This is a genomic window from Rhizobium sp. 10PS4 (assembly GCF_032464805.1).
In the GTDB taxonomy this organism is placed as follows: Bacteria; Pseudomonadota; Alphaproteobacteria; order Rhizobiales; family Rhizobiaceae; genus Rhizobium; species Rhizobium laguerreae.
This window is the reverse complement of record NZ_JAWDIW010000014.1, coordinates 30,255-47,596: the sequence shown is the minus strand read 5'-3', so window position 1 is coordinate 47,596 and position 17,342 is coordinate 30,255. Positions and strand designations below refer to the sequence as shown.

Genomic DNA, 17,342 nt, shown 5'->3' with positions numbered 1-17,342 from the left:
ACGCTATCAGGCGTGCGCCGATTCCCAGCCGAGCATCGCCCGCTTGCGGGTGAGGCCCCAATGGTAGCCCGTCAGTGCGCCGTTCTTGCCGAGCGCCCGATGGCAGGGCACCACGAAGGAGATCGGGTTTGCCCCGACCGCCGCACCCACGGCGCGCTGCGCCGTCGGCCGGCCGATATCGTTGGCAATATCGGAATAGGTGACGGCCTTGCCGAACGGGATTTTCAGCAGGCTCTGCCAGACGCGCACCTGAAAATCCGTGCCGATCAGCACGACACGCAGCGGCTGGTCGGAGGACCATTTGCCGGGCTCGAAGATGCGGGCAGCGTAGGGAACCGTCGCCTGCAGGTCTTCGACATAACAGGCGTTCGGCCAGCGGCAGGTCATATCCTCGAGGCAGGCCCTCTCGTCGCCGGAATCGCTGAAGGCAAGGCCGGCAAGGCCGCGGTCGGTCACCATGATCAGCGCCACGCCGAAGGGGCAGATGTGGAAGCCGTAGCGGATGATGAGACCACCGCCCTTGGCCTTCCATTCGCCGGGCGACATCGCCTCATGGGTGACGAAAAGATCGTGCAGGCGGCTCGGCCCGGAAAGGCCGACCTCGATCGAGGTCTCGAGCAGCGGCATGTCTTCCTTGCGCAGCAGCCGCTTGGCGTGGTCGAGCGTCACCGCTTGCAGGAAGCCCTTGGGCGACAGCCCGGCCCAGCGGGTGAAGGTCTTCTGCAGCTGGGTCGGCGACTGGTTGAGCCGCGCCGCGATCGTCTCCAGCGAAGGCTGGTCGCGGTAATCCTCAGTGATGAGTTCGATCACCCGACGGACAATGTCATAATCAGGGCCGTCAGGCGTGATGTCTGTCTGCAGGTTGGCAATCATATTCATCGTCTTTCTCCTTGTAACTAGGAGATAGTCAAGTGGGGGTGAGCAAACCACCCGATTCTTGCGTAGTCGCTGGATAGAGCAATGCCCGGAAAAGTGCGAAGCGGTTTTCCGTCCGGAATTGCGTAAAAACAAAAGCTAGAGCGGTTCTGCGCTTCTGTGAAAAGCTGAAACCGCTCTAGCTCAGATCCGCTGCTTGACCGTCGCCAGCGCTCCCTTGAAGGCCTTGGCGAAGCTTTCGCGATCATCGGGATTGAGGAAGGAGCCGATATCCGTGCGCCGGCCTTCGCCGAAGATATGCATGGAAAGAATACCGATCTCCTGGTGCCGGCGAACGAGGAAGCGCGTCCAGAACGGATTGAAATGATGCTCCACCATCCGTCCCGATGGCGCAAACTTGCGCACCGACACGTCCGTGCGCGATACCGTCACCAGTTCGCGCGCTTTCCCGGAGCGGTAATTCAGCCAGAAGGCGCCGTAGAGAAGCAGAAAATCCACTCCGAAGAACAAGCCGATCGGCCAGGCCCCCGTCGCGATGAAGAACGTGCCGTAAAGCAAGCAGACGGCACCGGATAGGGCAAGCAGCACCTTGAAGCCCCGGCGGCCGAGCGACCGGTGGGGAAAGAGCTCGGCGGCGAAAACAGGCTGCTCGTTGAAGCTGTCGGCGTTGCTTTCCATCATGGCTGCTGAGTATAGAGTTTCCATGGCAAATCCGAAACTCAAATCCGTTACCAAGATGCCTCAGGACACGAATGTGATCGTCCGCCGCAAACCGGCGGCTGCGGTGCGCACGGCCTATTCCCTGGCCGAGCGCGAGGAGATCTTCCGCCGCTTCTCGGTGCAGCGGCCGGAACCGAGGGGCGAGCTCGAGCACACCAACCCCTTCACGCTCGTCGTTGCCGTCGCACTTTCGGCGCAAGCGACCGATGTTGGTGTCAACAAGGCGACGCGCGCGCTCTTCAAGGTTGCCGATACGCCGGAAAAGATGCTCGATCTCGGCGAGGAGCGGCTGCGCGATTACATCAGGACGATCGGCCTCTACCGCAACAAGGCGAAAAACGTCATCGCGCTCTCACAGATGCTGGTCGACCAATTCGGCGGCAAGGTGCCGGAGACGCGCGACGAACTGGTGAGGTTGCCGGGCGTCGGCCGCAAGACCGCCAATGTCGTGCTTTCCATGGCCTTCGGCCAGGCGACGATGGCCGTCGACACGCACATCTTCCGAATCGCCAATCGCATCAGGCTTGCCCCCGGCAAGACGCCCGACGAGGTCGAGGCGCGGCTGATGAAGGTGATCCCCAGCCATTACCTCTATCACGCCCATCACTGGCTGATCCTGCATGGCCGCTACACCTGCAAGGCGCGCCGCCCCGAATGCGAGCGCTGTGTCATCGCCGATCTCTGCAAATCGCCGGAGAAGAGTTGGGATATGCCGGCACCGCTCGTCGAGCTACCGCCGCAGGTGATCGGCGAGGCCGTTGAATAGGTCGATCGCATGGACGACGTCTCCGCCCTGCCCGGTGTAGCTCAGGCTCGAAGACCGGGATCCTTAGCGGAAATCAGCTTGTGTAGATGCACCATCATGCCGGCGGCAAAAAGCGGCGTTAGAAGATTGACGATCGGGATCGCCAGGAAAAGGGCGATCATCAGCCCGCCGAGAAAGACGGTGGAGGCGTGCTTGGCGCGAAAGAGCCGCGCCTCACCCGGCGAGCGGAAGCGCATGGCGGCGAATTCGAAGAATTCCCGTCCGAGCAGATAGCCGTTCACCAGAAAGAACGCGACCAGATTGACGCCGGGGATGAACAGCAGCAGCAATGCCACAATGTTGCCGAGGATCACCACACCGAGGAACTTGATCGAGCTTGCCATCGCCGGACCGAGCGGCATGGCCGTGCCCGGAGTGTCCTTGGGATAGTCGCGCTTTTCGATGACATCGGCGACGTCGTCGAGAAACAGGCCGGCGATCAGCGCCGTCACCGGCGACAGCAGCAACGCCAGCATGAGGGCAAGGCCGATACCGGCAAGAATTGCGAAGATGAGAGCGAACCACCCCGCCCAATCCGGCATATCGGGAAAGAAGCTCGTGAGCCAGGGAAAGAGAAAGGTCATGAAGGCTCCGCGCAGCGCGAACCAGAGGCCGACAAGCACGAGGATCGTCAGGCCGAGCACCTTCCAGAAGACAGAACGCGTTTCCGATGCGAACAGATTGGCGAGCGAAAGTCGAGCGGCGTCAAGAATCATGTCTCAGGCGTCTCCGGTTGCGCCGAAGATGTAGGAAAGATGCAGGCCACCGACAAGAGAGAATAAAATTGCATTCAGTAATAGAAAACTTGTCGAAAACTAAATACTAATATAATATTGTGACATACATGAAATACGCACGGGCCTGAGAAGCAGCTTCCGAAATAGTTGCAAAGACAAGGGGTCGCAACAGCGCATCCACGGAACGCCTCTGAGGAAGACGGGGAGGCTGACGTGGAAGACTTTGTGCAAAAACTCAGGCAATACGCAAAAACCGGCACACCGGCCGAGCGACGTATCGCGAAATATTTCACCGAACATCTGAACGACCTGCCGTTCGAGACGGCTGCGTCCGTTGCCGACAGACTGGATCTCTCGCCGATGACCGTCGGACGCTTCCTGCGCTCGCTCGGTTATCAGGGATTGGACAGCGTCAAGGTGGAGATTCGCGAGACCGTGACGACATCGCCGGCGCAGTTGCAGAGCGCCATGAGCGAGCTGCATGCCGACGCCGCGGCGGGCAAACCGCTCGCCGTGCTGGTTGCCGAACAGATCCAGGCCCTCCATCATATCTATCATCTGACGGCGCAGCCGCACTGGTCGGAAGCCGTCGGCTTGATCAGCACTGCGCGCGAAGTGTCGATCGCCACTCATGCGCGGCTCGCAAGCCTGGCCAATCATTTCTGCCAGCGGCTGACGCAAGCCCGTGACGGCGTGCGCACGCTCGACGCCGCCGACAACCGTTTTGCGGAACTCTTCGCGCGGCTGGCGGTCGACGACGCGCTGCTCGTCATCATCGATTGTCGCCGCTTTGCCAAGGCGCGGCTGCTTGCCAGAACGGCGCGGCGCTATGGCTATAAGGTGGTTCTCATTTCGCCGCAGCAGGCGGACTGGATGGCGGACCAGTCGAACGTCATGCTGTCTTTGCCGCCCGCGCGCGCCCCCGATCTCGACAATCTTCCGCCGCTGATCGCGCTGCTCGATTGCCTGTCGGAATCCGTCATCCTCCAAGTCGGAGAAGAAGCGGCACTTCGCCGCCGCCGCATGATGGAATTCGCGACCGTCCTCGGCGAGGCGGCGAACCACTAATGTTAAAAGGATTAGGCGCAGATTCAAAGTGATGGAGCGCCCGCGTCTGAAAGACGCGCGCCGCTCTATTGCATCGCTTCCAGTTCAGCCCGGTGCCGGTGCATGGCGAGAAGGCGGCGGTAGTCGCGGTCGTATAGCGCCTGCTTCGCCTTGTTGGGAAGCCGTTCGTCGGCGCCTGGATACATCGCCTCGCCGGCCGCCGCCAGATCCTTGTACAAGCCGCAGGCGACGGAAGCTGCGATCGCCGTGCCGAGCAGCACCGCCTCGTTCATCTTCGGCACCACGACCTTGCAGCCGGTCGCATCGCTATAAAGCTCCATCAGCACCGGGTTTTTCACATGCCCGCCGGCGATATGCAGCGTATCGGTCATGTAGCCATATTCCTTCATCATTTCCAGGATATGGCGGATGCCGAGCGCAATCCCCACCGCAGAGCGCCAATAAAGCGCGCAGAGCCCGTCGAAGGACGTATCGAGCGTCAGTCCGCTGACGACGCCGACCGCATGCGGATCGGCGAGCGGCGAGCGGTTGCCATGGAAATCCGGCAGCACGAAGATACGCGCACCGAAGGCATCGCCCTCATCGGCCCGCAATTCGGCGATGCGCGCGACGATCCTCTGATGCAGCGACGCCGTCGGCTCACCGCCGGCCACATGCATGCGCACGATGTGGTCGAGCAGCGCGCCAGTCGCCGATTGCCCGGCCTCCACCAGCCAGGATTGCGGGAAGACGGCCTCGTAATAGGGACCCCACATGCCATGGCTCGGCTTGCGTTCGCGCGAGAAGGTAACGATGCAGCTCGACGTGCCGGCAATCAGCACCAGTTGGTGTTCGCGTTTGACAGGATCAGCGACATAGCCGCCGAGCGCGCCGAGTGCGCCGGCATAGGCGTCGATCATCCCGGCAGCGACACGGCAGTCCACAGTCAGCCCCAGCGCTTCCGCCGCTTCCTCAGTCAGCCGGCCGACGCTGCCTCCGACAGGCGTGGTCTCATCCGGCAGGTGGCCGCGCGCCTGAAGGTCCTCGAGGCCGATCCACTCCAGGAAATCCTGCTGCCAGCCCTTTTCGAGATGGGCGAGATAGTTCCATTTCGCCGTCAGCGTGCAGCGCGAACGGGCAGGCGACCCCGTCGATTTCCACGTCATGAAATCGGCGAGATCGAAGAAGTATCCGGCCTTCTCCCATGTGGCAGGCAGTTTCTTCTTCAGCCACATCAGCTTCGGCATTTCCATTTCCGGCGACATCACCTGGCCGGAATGTTCGAGCACCCTGTGCTCCGTCGCCGTGCAGAAATCGGCTTCCTTCAGCGCCCGGTGATCGAGCCAGACGATCGTGTCGAAGCGCTTCTCGCCGCCTGTGGAAACGCTGAGCTGCCGGCCCTCGACGTCACGGACGACGAGCGAACAGGTGGCGTCGAAGCCGATCGCCCCGACCGAGGCGGCGGCGATGCCGGATTGCTCCATCGCCCTGCGCACCGCCATGCAGGCGGCCGACCAGATGTCTTCGGAATCATGCTCGGCATGGTTTTCGCGCGGCCGGTTCATCACGATCGGATGCTCGGCCTTGGCGAGCAGACGGCCGCGTGCATCGAAGACGCCGGCGCGCGCGCTGCCCGTGCCGATATCCACCGCAACCACATGATCACGCATCAAGTCTTGGTCCCGTCCAGCTTATGGTTGCGGACAAGGTGTATCAAATCCGGCATGGCGTCAAACACCACTTCCGGCGAAAGGCGGTCGAGTTCGGCACGATATCCGGCGAAATTCGCGTGTGATCCACCGGTGAAAGCAAAGACCGTCATGCCTGCCGCCTTGGCGGCGGCAATGCCGGCCGGGCTGTCTTCGACGACAAGGCAATGAGCCGGCTCGACCTGCATTTCACGCGCCGCATGCAGGAAGAGATCGGGCGCCGGCTTGCCGCGCTTGACCATCGTTGCGCTGAAGATGTCGGGCAGCCTATCGAGAAGCCCGGTCACCGACAGCGACAACCGGATTCGCTCCATCTGGCTGGAGGAGGCAACGCAGCAGCGAACGCCCAGCCCGTCGATCGCCGCGGCGATACCGTCGATCGGCTTCAGTTCCGTGCGAAAACGGGCGTAGAGTTCGATGCGGATACGCTCGAGGAATTCCTCGTCGGCATGGACGTTGAATTCGGTTTCCAGCGTATCGATGAGGGTCGACAGGCTACGGCCGAGAAAACGCTCATAGGCCTGGTCCTCGGTGATCGAGACCCCGAGATCGTTCATTGCCCCGACGAGCACGCTGATTGAGATCGGCTCGCTGTCGACGAGTACGCCATCGCAATCGAAGATCACCAGCTGTGTTTCAGCATCAGCCATGCAAGACCCAACCTGAGTTCAATTCGGACGCGTTACCGTCCCGCTTCACTCGCAAGGCCGGATGAATGGCGGCAGTAGAGACCGCCACCGAATTCCTTACACTGCGAGCTTGCCGTCGAGATAGAGCTGCAGCGTCTCTCGCGTGCCTTTTTCCCACAGGGTTTTGAGAGCATGGCCGAAACGCTTGCGGAAAAGTTCGGATTTCGCCACTTCGCCGAAAATATCGTCGAAGACGAGGAAGGCCGACGGATCGTCCTTGGCTTTCAGCGCTGCCGCATGCAGGCGCTCTGCGCTCGCGTCGTTGAAGACGATATCCTTGCCGCTGTCGGTGTTGCCGGCAAAATAACGGCACCAGAGTGCTGAAACCAGCGCCAGACCGACGACGTCTCTGCCCTGACGCAGATTGTCGAGCGTCGACGGCAGGATGAATTTCGGTTGGCGGTTCGAGCCATCCTGCGCCAGCCGCGGAATGGTATCGGCAATCTTCGGATTGAGCAGGCGATGTTCGATCAGCGCGAAATAATCCGTCAGCGACGTGTTCGGCACCGGCGGCACGATCGGAATGATCTCGTCTTTCTCGAGTTTGGCGAGGAAGGCGCGGATCAACGGGTCTTCCATGGAATCATGCACGAAATGAATGTCCATCAGCGCCGCCGGATAGGCGATCGCGGCATGCCCGCCGTTGAGGATGCGAATTTTCATATGCTCGTAAGGCGTGACATCGGCAACGAAGGTGACGCCGACCTTTTCCAGCGCCGGCCGGCCGGCGGTGAACTTATCCTCGAGCACCCATTGCTTGAATTCCTCGCAATAAACCGGCCAACTGTCCTCGATCTGGAAATTGTCCCTGAGGAAATCGATCTCGCGCTGGCTGGTTGCCGGCGTGATGCGGTCGACCATAGCGTTCGGGAAGGCGACATTCGCGCGGATCCAGTCGGCAAAGGCGGGGTCCCAAAGTGCCGCCGTGCCGACGACGGCATTGGCGGTGACGATGCCATTATGGGGAATGTTGTCGCAGGACATGACGGTGAAGGGGCCGATGCCCTTGTCCTTGCGCGCCTTCAGGCCGGCAACGATCAGGCCGAACACCGTCTTCGGCGCGTTGGGGTTCTCTCCGTCTGCGGCAATCGCCGGGTGGGCAGGATTGAACGTGCCTGATGCATCGATGAAATAACCGCCCTCGGTGATCGTCATCGAAACGATGCGGATCTCGGGATCGGCAAGCCTGGCGATGATCGCAGCGGCATCGCCGACCGGCAGGATGTCGATCATCGGTGCGGTGACGCGCGCCGCCGTCTTGTTGTTGTCCTGTTCGACCACCGTCGTCAGAAAATCCTGCGCCGCAAGCTTTTCGCGCATCGCGGCATCCGACGGCAGCACGCCGGCGCCGACTATCGCCCAGTCGTGATCCGTGCCGGCGTTGAAGAGATCGTCGAGGTAGATCGCCTGATGGGCACGGTGGAAATTGCCGACGCCGAAGTGCACGATGCCGGCTTTCAGCGACGCCCTGTCATATCCAGGGATGGCAGCAGTGCGCGCCACATCCGAAAGCGTTGCCAGCGATAGTTTGCACGTCATGTTTCAGTCCTCTTGAAGGTCTTGCCGAGACGGCCGGGCGATATCGTCCGGCTCGCATGCCTGCCCCCAGCCCGGCCGCCTGCCTCAGATGGCAAGGCCGCCCTCGTTGAATTTGTGAATACGCGAACGGTCCGGCGTCAGGAAGACCGTATCGCCCGCTTTGGCGGCGAAATCGCCGCTTCCGCGCGCCGTCAGCATGCCGATGCCATCAGCATCGATATGCAGGAAGGTGTCGGAACCGAGATGTTCGGCGACCACGACCCTGCCCTTCCAGTCGCCGCTCTCCATCGACAGCAGCACATGTTCTGGCCGGACGCCGATAGTATGAGCATTGAGCGCGGCGGCGTTTTGGCCGGTGATGAAGTTCATCTTCGGCGATCCGATGAAGCCGGCGACGAAGAGGTTGCGGGGACGGCTGTAGAGTTCGAGCGGCGATCCGACCTGCTCGATATTGCCCCGGTTCAGGACGACGATCTTGTCGGCCATGGTCATCGCCTCGACCTGATCGTGGGTGACGTAGACCATCGTCGTCTTCAGCTGCTGATGCAACTCGCTGATTTCGAGGCGCATGTTGACGCGCAGCGCCGCATCGAGGTTCGACAGCGGTTCGTCGAACAGGAAGGCCGAAGGTTGGCGCACGATGGCGCGGCCGATCGCCACGCGCTGGCGCTGGCCGCCGGACAGCTGGCGCGGCTTGCGCTCGAGATAGTCGGTGAGATTAAGCACCCGGGCGGCATCGCTCACCTTGCGGTCGATCTCCGCCTTGTCGATGCCCGCCATCTTCAGCGGGAAGGCGATGTTGTTGCGCACGCTCATATGCGGATAAAGCGCATAGGACTGGAACACCATGGCAAGGCCGCGCTCAGACGGCGCCTTTTCGGTGGCGTCCCGGCCGTCGATGACGATCTTGCCGCCGGAGACGTCCTCGAGCCCGGCGATCAGCCTGAGCAGCGTGGACTTGCCGCAGCCCGACGGGCCGACGAAGACGACGAACTCGCCGTCCTTGATGTCGAGATCGATCGAAGGGATGACCTTGGCTTCGCCGAACACCTTGGAAACCTTCTGAAGGGTAATGCTGCCCATGTTTCTCTCCCTTTTATGTTATTTCACAGCGCCGAAGGTCAGGCCGCGGACGAGTTGTTTCTGGCTGAACCAGCCAAGGATCAGGATCGGCGCGATCGCCATCGTCGATGCCGCCGAGAGCTTGGCGTAAAACAGGCCTTCGGGGCTGGAATAGGAGGCGATGAAGGCCGTCAGCGGCGCCGCCTTCGAGGCGGTGAGGTTGAGCGTCCAGAACGCCTCGTTCCAGGCAAGGATGATGTTCAAGAGCAGCGTCGAGGCAATGCCGGGCACGGCCATCGGCGTCAGCACATAGACGATCTCCTTCATCAGCGACGCACCGTCCATGCGGGCCGCCTCGAGGATCTCGCCGGGGATTTCCTTGAAGTAGGTGTAGAGCATCCAGACGATGATCGGCAGGTTGATCAGCGTCAGCACGATCACCAGGCCGGTGCGCGTGTCGAGCAGGCCGAAATTGCGGAACATCAGATAGATCGGGATCATCGCGCCGACCGGCGGCATCATCTTGGTCGACAGCATCCACATCAGCACGTCCTTGGTCCGCTTGGTCGGCGAAAACGCCATCGCCCAAGCGGCCGGAATGGCAATGATCAGGCCGATCAGCGTCGAGCCGAAGGAGATGATAACCGAGTTCATGAAGTGGCTGAGATAGTTCGACCGGCTCTGCACCTCCGTATAGTTCTCCGTTGTCCAGTGGAAGAACAGGAACTGCGGCGGCGAGGCGATGGCGTCGGCTTCCGACTTGAAGCTGGTGAGAAACGTCCACAGAATCGGGAAGAAGATCAGGATGCCGAGCGTCCAGGCGATCGCGGTGACGATGAGCTTGCGCTTGGTTGTGACTTTTCTGGCCATCTCAAGCCTCCAGATTCTTGCCGACGAGGCGCACGAGGAAGATCGCGACGATATTGGCGAGGATCACAGCCACGATCCCACCGGCCGATGCCCCGCCGATATCGAACTGCAGTAGCGCCTGGGCATAGACGAGGTAGGTGAGGTTGGTACTGTCGGTGCCCGGCCCGCCATTGGTGGTGACGAGGATTTCGGCAAAGACCGAAAGCAGGAAGATCGTCTGGATCAGGATCACCACGGTGATGGCACGCGCCATGTGCGGCAGGATGATGTAGATGAATTTCGAGATCGGCCCGGCGCCGTCCATCTCGGAGGCTTCCTTCTGCTCCTCGTCGAGCGACTGCAGCGCCGTCAGCATGATGAGGGTGGCAAACGGCAGCCACTGCCAGGCGACGATCAGAATGACGGAAAACAGCGGCGCATTGGCCAGCCAGTCGATCGGCTGCAGGCCGAGCGCCTTGGCAAGATGGGCAAACAACCCGTTGACCGGGTTCATGAACATGTTCTTCCAGACGAGTGCTGCCACCGTCGGCATGACGAAGAACGGCGCAATCACCAGGATGCGCACGATGCCCTGGCCGTACATCGGCTGGTCGAGCAGCAGCGCAAAGGCGATGCCGCCGATGACGGTGATCAACAACACGCCGGCGACAAGCAGCAGCGTGTTGATCAGCGCGGCGAAGAAGGCCGGATCCGTCAGGAAGTATTCGTAGTTCAGAAAACCGACGAAGCTTTCCATGCCGGGGCTGAGCAGATTGTAGTTCAGCAGCGAGAAATAGATCGTCATCGCCAGCGGGACGATCATCCACGCAAAGAGCAGCAGCACGGAGGGCGCAATCATCAGGCGCGCGGAGGAGCGGGTGTGTAAGGTTGCCATGGCAATCACCGATCTGGACTGAAGCGGGGAGCGGCCGCAAGGCAGCTTTGTCTGAAAAAAGCGGCCGCCGATGCAGTTCGGGCAATCGGCGGCCCAGAGAGGCGGATTGTCAAGGATCCGCCTCTTGCTCGGGAGGTTTTACTTAATGTAGCCGGCCTTTGTCATTTCGCGGGTTGCCAGCTGCTGTGCGCTCTTCAGGGCCTGGTCGACCGAAAGCTGGCCGGCAAGGGCTGCCGAGAACTGCTGACCGATCGCCGTGCCGATGCCCTGGAATTCCGGGATCGCCACGAATTGGACGCCGACATAGGGCACCGGCTTGACGGTCGGCTTGGTCGGGTCGGCGGAGTTGATGCTGTCCAGCGTCATCTTCGCAAACGGAGCGGCCTTCTGGTAATCGGCATTCGCATAGAGCGAGGCGCGGGTACCCGGAGGTGCATTCAGCCAGCCTTCCTTCTCGGCAACGAGGCTGCTGTAGTCCTTGCTCGTCGCCCAGGCGACGAACTTCTCGGCGGCTTCGGCCTTCTGCGAACCTGCCGGGACGGCAAGGCTCCATGCCCACAGCCAGTTGCCGCGTTTACCGAGACCCTTGTCGGGAGCCAGCGCGAAGCCGACCTTGTCGGCGACGGTCGATTCCTTCGGGTTGCTGACGAAGGATGCGGCGACGGTCGCATCGATCCACATGCCGCACTTGCCGGTCTGGAACAGCGCCAGGTTCTCGTTGAAGCCGTTGGAGGAAGCGCCCGGAGGGCCGGCATCCTTCATCAGCTTGACGTAGAAGTCGAGCGTGTCCTTCCACTCCGGCTGATCGAACTGCGGCTTCCAGCTTTCATCGAACCAGCGCGCGCCGAAGGAGTTGGACATGGCCGTCAGGAAGGCCATGTTCTCGCCCCAGCCGGCCTTGCCGCGCAGGCAGATGCCGTAGACTTCCTTGTCCTTGTTGGTGATCTTGCGGGCAGCGTCGGCAATGAAGTCCCAGGTCGGGGCGTCCGGCATTTTCAGGCCGGCGGCGTCGAACAGGTCCTTGCGGTACATCACCATCGAGCTTTCGCCGTAGAACGGCGCCGCATAGAGCTTGCCGTCCATGGTCAGGCCGCTGCGGATCGCCGGCAGCAGGTCGTCGACGTCGTAATTGGCGCCGAGATTGTCGAGCGGCACCAGCCAGCCCTGCTTTGCCCAGATCGGAACTTCATAGGTACCGATCGTCAAGACGTCGTACTGGCCGCCCTTGGTCGCGATGTCGGTCGTGACCTTCTGGCGCAGCACGTTCTCTTCCAGGGTGACCCATTCAAGGTCGATGCCGGGATTCTTCGCCTTGAAATCATCCGTCAGCTTCTGCATCCGGATCATGTCGGCGTTATTCACGGTCGCAATCGTCAGCGTTTCGGCCGAAGCCATACCGGCAAACGCCAGTGCTGAGCAGGCGCCCAGCAGAAAAGTTCTCAATGTCATAATCTTCCTCCCAGAAGATGGGGTGTGAGCATTCGCTTCGCTCATGGGCAATTACTCAACAAACAACAAAGAATGTCAATCGACAATCGTTGCTGCGATGCCGAAGGCGATGGTCATCCGGTTGATTTTATTATAATATTTTTTGCTCAAGTCCTGAGCAAAAACTCAGCAGTCTCTTCGTCGGTGATCAAAGCATTGATTTGATGGCCGACAACGGCAGCCCTGATCGCCTTGAATTTGCGCTTGCCCTTGGCCAGCCCAATGACCATCGATGCGTCGCGGGACGGGATCGGCGCCGACGCGACGCGCTCGTTGATCGGGTTGTCGATCAACCTGCCGTCGACATCGAAGATCCAGCCGCAGATCTCGCCGACGGCACCCCCGCGCATCAGCTCCATCATCTCGTCCTTCTCCAGAAAACCGTCGACGCAGAGCGGCCCATCGATGCCGAGCTCGCCGATGCCGACGAAGGTGACATCGGCTTGCGCGCTCATATTCAGCGTCGAGCGCACCAGCTGTTGGCCATGCAGCAGCTCCCGTTCCTCGGCCGAGGTGACGAGCACCGGCAACGGCATCGGATAGTGCCGCGCCTTCACGGCGTCGGCCATGCTGAAAATGACGTTGTAATAGGCGGCCGATCCGTCCGGGGCGATATTGCCGGTCAGCGAAACGATGCGATGATTGGGACATTCGATCGCCGGCAGCTGGTCGACGGCCGCCTTCAGCGTGCGGCCGGTGCCAATGGCCAGCACGATCGGCTCGGCCCGTTTCAGCCATCGCTCGATCTCGGCCGCGGCCGCCTCGGCGATTCCGACCGTCGTCGACGACGACGCGGGATCGCTCGGCACCACCTCCACATGTTTCAGCCCGAATTTCCGCCGCAGCTGACTGCCGAGCTCCAGGCAGGCGGCGATCGGATGATCGAGCCGCACCTTGATCAAGCGCTCGGCGACCGCCAGCGACACCAGCCGCTGCGCCGATTGCCGCGAGATGCCCATCGCAGCGGCGATTTCATCCTGCGTACGCCCGGCGACGTAATAGAGCCAGCCGGCACGCGCCGCATCGTCGAGCCGTGCGGGTGTCTCGGATCTTTTTGCCATCTAATGCCTATCGCGCGAAGTGAGCCGGCGTGCCGCCGCCGAACATGATTTGAAACTGTATCGCGCCAGATCAAAACAAAATTCCGGCAAATGTCGAGCCTGTTGCAAAGAGGTCGGCCAAATAATCGCCATCACTCAAGCAAACTCCGTTTAGGCAAACCATTGTACGACGAGATAGATCGCCGCCTTCACGAGACCGTAAATCACCCCGCCGGCAACGACGAGCGACACGGCCGTCATCACAAAGCCGATGAGTGCGAAGAGCCCGTCACGGCCCAAGATCCCGAACGCGAAGACCGAGATCGTGAGCGCCGGCAGGATATTGCCGAGCGGGACCGGCAGCAGCAGCACGATCGACAGCAGCAGGCATGCCGCCCCTGCAAGATATTCCGCCGGCGGTTCGGCGAACATCGCAAGCCTGGGCTTCAGCATGCGCTCGGCCCAGGCGAGCCAGCGGTGGATGCGGCCGACGATGGTCTCGAAATCCTCCCGCCGCATCGAACGGTCGGCAATCACCTTCGGAAGCCAAGGTTTCAGCCCGAAGGTTAGCTGCGCTGCCAGGAAGACCAAGGGCGCGCCGAGCACGGCAGAAGTGCCGGGCGGAGTGGGAAAAGCGTTCGGCAACGCGAAGATCAGCATCAACGCGCTGATCGCCCTGTCGCCCATCGTTTCGAACAGATCGCCGATCGAGATCCGCTCGCGGCTCTGGTCGGCGGCCATCTGCCGCAGGATGGATGAGAGGCGACGGCCTTTGGGACGTGGTCTTCGGCTTCTGCGTCTGTCGGTGTCGGCGTTTTCGATCGTCATGGGTCCGGGAACTGATGGAAGTCTAGGGTCGAATTCTGGCGATGCAATATGCCATTTGAATGACTTGCCGGGTTAGAAATTGAGCTGCCACACGGCATGACCCTAAACCCGACGACACCGCAGCCGAATGAAGGCTTGAAATTCCCCGCCAACAGTGCGAGCAGACGCTCGAAGACCAGAAAAACGGCAGGGTGGCAATGATCATTTCATTCGACATCGGCGGCACCGCGATCAAGGGCGGCATCGCCCGCTCCGAGACAGACATCCTTCCCCTCGGCCGCCGCCCGACGCCCAGGGATGATTTTGCCGCTTTCGTCGAGACCCTGCGCGGCATCATCGCCGAGACTGGCGAGCAGCCGAGCCGCATCGCCCTTTCCATCGCCGGCGTCGTCGATCCCGATACGCAGCGCCTGATCTGCGCCAACATTCCCTGCATTCACGAACGCACGCTTGGCGCCGACCTCGAAGCCGAGCTCGGCCTGCCGGTGCTGATCGCCAACGACGCCGACTGTTTCGCCATGGCCGAAGCCGGTCTCGGCGCCGGCCGCGGCCACCGCATCGTCTTCGGCGCCATCCTCGGTACCGGCGTCGGCGGCGGCCTGGTTGCCGACGGACGCCTCGTCAATGAGGCCGGCGGCTTTGCCGGCGAATGGGGTCACGGGCCGATCATCGCATCTGCGGCAGGCAATCCGCCCGTCGCCATTCCCGCCTATGCCTGCGGCTGCGGCCAGAGGGGCTGCGTCGACACCGTCGGCGGCGCCCGCGGCCTGGAGCGCCTGCACAAGACGCTGCACGATCTCGACCTTGCCAGCGAGGAGATCATCGCCCAGTGGCGCCATGGAGAGAAGAAGGCGGCACGGACGATCGACGTCTATGTCGATCTCGTCGCCTCGCCCCTCGCGCTGACGATCAACATCACCGGCGCGACCATCGTGCCGGTCGGCGGCGGGCTTTCCAATGTCGAGCCGCTACTTGCCGAGCTCGACCACGCCGTGCGCGCCCGCATCCTGCGCAAGTTCGACCGCCCACTGGTGGTGCGCAGCGAATGCCGCATCGAACCCGGCCTGATCGGCGCGGCACTTTTGGGGCTGAAGGCGGAAGCCGCGGCTCTTTAAAGCACCGGCCACATCCGGACGATCGCGGCGAATCGATCCCAGTCCTTGCGTGCAGAAGGCGTCCAGGCAGCCTCGGCGATTGCCGGGAGCCGCGGAAAAACCAGCCGGTTGAAATAGGCGCGGGAAAGGAAATTTTCGGTCCAGATGCAGGCCTGGATACCGCGGATCTTTTCCTGCAGCGCCTCCGGCAGCTCGCCCTCGGCCTCGTAAGCGTAGGTATATTCCGGCGGCGCGTAGCCCGCCCAGCTGGCGCCGGGCTCGGCCCAGGCCTCGGCCTGCGCCATGTCGAGATAATAGGCTTGCCCCGGCGTCATCACCACGTCGTAACCTTCCTGCGCGAGCTCGATGCCGACGGCGGGCTTTTCCCAGGCCATCAGCAGCGTGCCGTCGCGGTCGACACCGCCGCCGTGCGAGACCTCGTTCCAGCCGACGAGTTTCTTGCCGCGCTCCGACAGCATGGCCTTGATACGTTTCAGGAAATAAGATTGCAGCTCGGCAGTGCCGGCAAGTTTCTCCCGCTCCATCAGTGCCTTGCAGAGCGGCGAGGCAAGCCAGGCGCCATGCGCCACTTCGTCGCCGCCGATATGGAGATATTCGCCGGGAAACAGCGTCACCATCTCGTCGAACACCTTGCCGAGAAATTCATAGGTGAATTCCACCGCCGGATTGAGGGCGTTGTTCGGATAACCCTGCACCGAGCGGTAACTGTCCGGCGCCTCCTGCCCGTCGACAAGCTCGGGCAGTGAGAACAGCGTCGCCATGCTGTGGCCTGGAATATCGATTTCCGGCACCACTTCGATATGCAGCGAGGCTGCATGCGCAACGATCCGGCTGGCGTCCTCCTGCGTGTAGTGGCCGGCGCGCGTTTGCGCTCCGTCGCCAAGCTGCGGCACGAGCACTTCATCCGGCCCGCGCCGGGCGCCGATCTCCGTCAGCGCGGGATAGGCCTTGATCTCCAGCCGCCATGCTTCGTCGTCCGTCAGATGCCAGTGAAAGATGTTGAGCTTGTTCCAGGCGAGAATATCGATCAGCCGCATGACGTCTGTCACTGGATAGAACTGCCTGGACACATCGAGATGGCAGCCGCGCCAGTCATAACGCGGCTGGTCGGCTATCGTGCCGAAATTGGGAAATTTGAAGCGCTCGCGATCGGCGCGGGCACCGTGCAGCAGTTGCGCCAGGCTGATCAGCCCGTAATGCCGCCCGGCGTCACCCGCACTCGAAAGCACGATCTCATGCGCCGTAAAGCGCAATTCGTAGGCAAAGGCGGCGATCGACGATTCGGTGACGAAACGAATGGCCCGCCCACCTTCGACGGCACTGAGGGAAAACGGCATATTGTCGGCCGGGTAGAGCCGCTGGTAAAGCGCAAGAACCAGCGAGAGTGCCTTGACCGCATCGGCCCGCGTCCGCGCAACCGGATAAAGGACGACCGGCAGCTCTCCAGCCTTCAGCCCGAGCGCCAGCGGCCAGGGCAGCAGCGAATAGGGTTCCTCGGCCCGGCCCGGCGGCAGAAGCGCCGGCGCTACGCCACCATCCCGGCCTTCGAGCATGAGATCGCCGAAACCAACAGGAACGTGGCGTCCGTCGCCAAGTGTAAGATAGGCCGATTTGACGCCCGATGTCGTATGTTTCGGCGCCCTGGTCAGCCCCTCGACGGTGAACCGCCAGCGCCCGCCGGGCGGCACGCTCAGCCCCTCGGGCGGCAGGAATTCGTGGAAATGCGCGACCCGCCGCTTCAGGCTGCCGCCGTCGCAGACATGTTTGTCGGCAACCCGCGTCTCTGACGTATAGGCGAGCAAGAAGCCGGACAGCGGCTCGGTCGAAAGATTGAAAAGCGTGACGGTGAGGCGCCCGAAACTGCCCTCGATCGGGCTCCAGCTTGCGTCCAGATGGTAATCGGCCATGGTCGTGCGCTGCCTCGTCGCTGAGTGGCCGGGATC

General features: G+C 62.0%; 16 protein-coding genes. 3 read left to right on the top strand and 13 right to left on the bottom strand.

Annotation, left to right across the window (positions count from 1 at the left end; genetic code table 11):
- Positions 1-6: 6 nt before the first annotated feature.
- Together RWJ89_RS25320 and RWJ89_RS25315 are read right to left on the bottom strand one after the other, a co-directional pair.
- Positions 7-879, bottom strand: a complete 873-nt coding sequence (locus RWJ89_RS25320) for a methylated-DNA--[protein]-cysteine S-methyltransferase (protein WP_168283063.1) — start codon at positions 877-879, stop codon at positions 7-9.
- 180 nt (positions 880-1,059) lie between these two features.
- The gene (locus RWJ89_RS25315) at positions 1,060-1,557 is read right to left on the bottom strand and encodes a DUF2244 domain-containing protein (RefSeq protein WP_168283152.1); all 498 of its coding nucleotides are present in this window, start codon (positions 1,555-1,557) and stop codon (positions 1,060-1,062) included.
- Between RWJ89_RS25315 and nth the strand changes: the two genes are divergently transcribed.
- Positions 1,556-2,362 (top strand): endonuclease III, encoded by an 807-nt coding sequence (nth, locus tag RWJ89_RS25310; protein WP_020051721.1) that lies wholly within the window; start codon positions 1,556-1,558, stop codon positions 2,360-2,362. The genes RWJ89_RS25315 and nth overlap by 2 nt on opposite strands.
- Before the next feature lie 41 nt (positions 2,363-2,403).
- Here the strand turns inward: nth and RWJ89_RS25305 are convergent, their stop codons facing one another.
- Positions 2,404-3,117 carry a sulfate transporter family protein gene (locus RWJ89_RS25305; protein ID WP_222061784.1) on the bottom strand — a complete coding sequence of 238 codons (714 nt, stop codon included), beginning with the start codon at positions 3,115-3,117 and terminating at the stop codon, positions 2,404-2,406.
- A 234-nt stretch (positions 3,118-3,351) separates the two neighbouring features.
- Between RWJ89_RS25305 and RWJ89_RS25300 the strand changes: the two genes are divergently transcribed.
- Complete coding sequence (locus RWJ89_RS25300) at positions 3,352-4,206, top strand: MurR/RpiR family transcriptional regulator (RefSeq protein WP_221984343.1); 855 nt, start codon at positions 3,352-3,354, stop codon at positions 4,204-4,206.
- A gap of 65 nt (positions 4,207-4,271) precedes the next feature.
- Here RWJ89_RS25300 and RWJ89_RS25295 read toward each other — a convergent pair whose 3' ends face one another.
- From RWJ89_RS25295 to RWJ89_RS25255, 9 genes are all read right to left on the bottom strand, one after another.
- On the bottom strand, positions 4,272-5,855 hold the full coding sequence (locus tag RWJ89_RS25295; protein ID WP_316031646.1) for an FGGY-family carbohydrate kinase: 1,584 nt from the start codon (positions 5,853-5,855) through the stop codon (positions 4,272-4,274).
- Positions 5,855-6,544 (bottom strand): HAD family hydrolase, encoded by a 690-nt coding sequence (locus RWJ89_RS25290; RefSeq protein ID WP_131664478.1) that lies wholly within the window; start codon positions 6,542-6,544, stop codon positions 5,855-5,857. Before RWJ89_RS25290 ends, RWJ89_RS25295 begins: the two co-directional genes overlap by 1 nt.
- Positions 6,545-6,640: 96 nt before the next feature.
- A complete protein-coding gene (locus RWJ89_RS25285) occupies positions 6,641-8,122 on the bottom strand; it encodes a mannitol dehydrogenase family protein (RefSeq protein ID WP_131664479.1) in 1,482 nt (493 codons plus the stop codon).
- 84 nt (positions 8,123-8,206) lie between these two features.
- Complete coding sequence (locus RWJ89_RS25280; RefSeq protein ID WP_064650896.1) at positions 8,207-9,205, bottom strand: ABC transporter ATP-binding protein; 999 nt, start codon at positions 9,203-9,205, stop codon at positions 8,207-8,209.
- A gap of 18 nt (positions 9,206-9,223) precedes the next feature.
- Positions 9,224-10,054 (bottom strand): carbohydrate ABC transporter permease, encoded by an 831-nt coding sequence (locus RWJ89_RS25275; protein WP_168283060.1) that lies wholly within the window; start codon positions 10,052-10,054, stop codon positions 9,224-9,226.
- A gap of 1 nt (position 10,055) precedes the next feature.
- On the bottom strand, positions 10,056-10,928 hold the full coding sequence (locus RWJ89_RS25270; RefSeq protein WP_072640497.1) for a carbohydrate ABC transporter permease: 873 nt from the start codon (positions 10,926-10,928) through the stop codon (positions 10,056-10,058).
- Positions 10,929-11,066: 138 nt separating this feature from the next.
- Positions 11,067-12,377: an ABC transporter substrate-binding protein gene (locus RWJ89_RS25265; protein ID WP_168283059.1), complete on the bottom strand. Its 1,311-nt coding sequence runs from the start codon at positions 12,375-12,377 to the stop codon at positions 11,067-11,069.
- Positions 12,378-12,523: 146 nt separating this feature from the next.
- A complete protein-coding gene (locus RWJ89_RS25260) occupies positions 12,524-13,477 on the bottom strand; it encodes a sugar-binding transcriptional regulator (protein WP_168283058.1) in 954 nt (317 codons plus the stop codon).
- Positions 13,478-13,627: 150 nt separating this feature from the next.
- On the bottom strand, positions 13,628-14,206 hold the full coding sequence (locus RWJ89_RS25255; protein WP_221946932.1) for an exopolysaccharide biosynthesis protein: 579 nt from the start codon (positions 14,204-14,206) through the stop codon (positions 13,628-13,630).
- Positions 14,207-14,481: 275 nt separating this feature from the next.
- Here RWJ89_RS25255 and RWJ89_RS25250 point away from each other — a divergent pair, with 275 nt between their 5' ends.
- Positions 14,482-15,399, top strand: coding sequence for an ROK family protein (locus RWJ89_RS25250; RefSeq protein ID WP_316031645.1), 918 nt, complete (start codon positions 14,482-14,484; stop codon positions 15,397-15,399).
- Here the strand turns inward: RWJ89_RS25250 and RWJ89_RS25245 are convergent.
- The gene (locus tag RWJ89_RS25245) at positions 15,396-17,306 is read right to left on the bottom strand and encodes a beta-N-acetylhexosaminidase (RefSeq protein WP_316031644.1); all 1,911 of its coding nucleotides are present in this window, start codon (positions 17,304-17,306) and stop codon (positions 15,396-15,398) included. The genes RWJ89_RS25250 and RWJ89_RS25245 overlap by 4 nt on opposite strands.
- Between the last annotated feature and the right edge of the window lie 36 nt (positions 17,307-17,342).

Bases quoted from the DNA above. Each gene is read 5' to 3' on its own strand.
- RWJ89_RS25320 (WP_168283063.1), bottom strand. From the start codon at position 879: ATGAATATGATTGCCAACCTGCAGACAGACATCACGCCTGACGGCCCT.
- nth (WP_020051721.1), top strand. From the start codon at position 1,556: ATGGCTGCTGAGTATAGAGTTTCCATGGCAAATCCGAAACTCAAATCC.
- RWJ89_RS25315 (WP_168283152.1), bottom strand. From the start codon at position 1,557: ATGATGGAAAGCAACGCCGACAGCTTCAACGAGCAGCCTGTTTTCGCC.
- RWJ89_RS25305 (WP_222061784.1), bottom strand. From the start codon at position 3,117: ATGATTCTTGACGCCGCTCGACTTTCGCTCGCCAATCTGTTCGCATCG.
- RWJ89_RS25295 (WP_316031646.1), bottom strand. From the start codon at position 5,855: ATGCGTGATCATGTGGTTGCGGTGGATATCGGCACGGGCAGCGCGCGC.
- RWJ89_RS25290 (WP_131664478.1), bottom strand. From the start codon at position 6,544: ATGGCTGATGCTGAAACACAGCTGGTGATCTTCGATTGCGATGGCGTA.
- RWJ89_RS25285 (WP_131664479.1), bottom strand. From the start codon at position 8,122: ATGACGTGCAAACTATCGCTGGCAACGCTTTCGGATGTGGCGCGCACT.
- RWJ89_RS25280 (WP_064650896.1), bottom strand. From the start codon at position 9,205: ATGGGCAGCATTACCCTTCAGAAGGTTTCCAAGGTGTTCGGCGAAGCC.
- RWJ89_RS25275 (WP_168283060.1), bottom strand. From the start codon at position 10,054: ATGGCCAGAAAAGTCACAACCAAGCGCAAGCTCATCGTCACCGCGATC.
- RWJ89_RS25270 (WP_072640497.1), bottom strand. From the start codon at position 10,928: ATGGCAACCTTACACACCCGCTCCTCCGCGCGCCTGATGATTGCGCCC.
- RWJ89_RS25265 (WP_168283059.1), bottom strand. From the start codon at position 12,377: ATGACATTGAGAACTTTTCTGCTGGGCGCCTGCTCAGCACTGGCGTTT.
- RWJ89_RS25260 (WP_168283058.1), bottom strand. From the start codon at position 13,477: ATGGCAAAAAGATCCGAGACACCCGCACGGCTCGACGATGCGGCGCGT.
- RWJ89_RS25250 (WP_316031645.1), top strand. From the start codon at position 14,482: ATGATCATTTCATTCGACATCGGCGGCACCGCGATCAAGGGCGGCATC.
- RWJ89_RS25245 (WP_316031644.1), bottom strand. From the start codon at position 17,306: ATGGCCGATTACCATCTGGACGCAAGCTGGAGCCCGATCGAGGGCAGT.